This window comes from Agromyces bauzanensis (assembly GCF_014645655.1).
GTDB lineage: Bacteria > Actinomycetota > Actinomycetes > Actinomycetales > Microbacteriaceae > Agromyces > Agromyces bauzanensis.
Genome location: NZ_BMMD01000068.1, coordinates 1 through 1,139, shown reverse-complemented (window position 1 = coordinate 1,139; position 1,139 = coordinate 1). Strand labels below are relative to the sequence as shown.

Sequence of the window (1,139 nt, the reverse complement as noted above, 5' to 3'; positions counted from 1 at the left end):
CTAGTGTCGTGCGCCTGAAATTCTCTGGTTAAGTTGTAGAATGGGGTATGCCGAGAACGGGACGCCCGAAGGCCGAGTTGATTCTGAGTGATGAGGAGCGGGAGCAGCTGCTGCGTTGGGCGCGGCGGGCGAAGTCGTCGCAGGCGTTGGCGTTGCGGTCCCGGATCGTGCTCGGCTGCGGCGACGGTCTGGATAACAAGACGGTCGCCGGGCAGGTGGGCTGCTCGGCGAACACGGTCAGCAAGTGGCGGGCCCGGTTCCTGGAGTCCCGACTGGATGGCCTGGTCGACGAGCCGCGCCCGGGGCGCCCGCCTGTGATCACGGCCGAGCAGGTCGAAGACGTCGTCGTGGCCACGCTGGAATCAACCCCGAAGAACGCGACGCACTGGTCCCGGGCGAAGATGGCCGACCGCTCCGGCTTGTCGAAGTCCACGATCGGGCGGATCTGGAAGGCGTTCGAGCTGAAACCGCACCGGGAAGACGGGTTCAAGCTGTCCAACGACCCGCAGTTCGTGGACAAGGTCTACGACATCGTCGGCCTCTATCTGGACCCGCCCGAAGCGGCCGTCGTCTACTGCGTCGACGAGAAGTCGCAGGTGCAGGCGCTGGCGAGGTCGCAGCCGGCGTTCCCGATGATGCCGGGGATGCCCGAGAAACGCACCCACGACTACGTCCGGCACGGCACCACCAGCCTGTTCGCCGCGTTCAACACCGCGGACGGGACCGTGATCTCCTCGATCCACCGCCGGCACCGGGCTGTGGAGTTCAAGAAGTTCCTGACCAAGATCGACGCCGAGGTCCCCGATCACCTTGAGGTGCATCTGGTCTGCGATAACTACAGCACCCACAAGAGTCCCAGCATCGTCACCTGGCTGGAGAAGCATCCCCGGTTCCACATGCACTTCACCCCGACCTACTCGTCCTGGATCAATCAGGTCGAACGGTTCTTCGCGTACGTCACCGCCGACCTGCTCCAACGCTCCGATCACCGCAGCGTCCGGGCGTTGGAGAACGACATCCGCGCCTGGGTCAAAGGGTGGAACGAAAACCCGAAGCCCTTCGTCTGGACCAAGCCCGCCGAGCAGATCCTCGACTCCCTCAAACGACTACTCCAACGAACTACCGGCGCAGGACACTAG

Annotated in this window: 1 protein-coding gene; it reads left to right on the top strand. The window is 64.2% G+C overall.

Going from position 1 to position 1,139, the window contains the following annotated elements; all coding sequences use genetic code 11:
• The first annotated feature begins 47 nt into the window (after window positions 1-47).
• A complete protein-coding gene (locus tag IEX31_RS18430; protein WP_188744840.1) occupies window positions 48-1,139 on the top strand; it encodes an IS630 family transposase in 1,092 nt (363 codons plus the stop codon).

What these genes read in the sequence shown, in the direction of transcription:
- IEX31_RS18430 (WP_188744840.1), top strand. Translation starts at nt 48, where the DNA reads ATGCCGAGAACGGGACGCCCGAAGGCCGAGTTGATTCTGAGTGATGAG.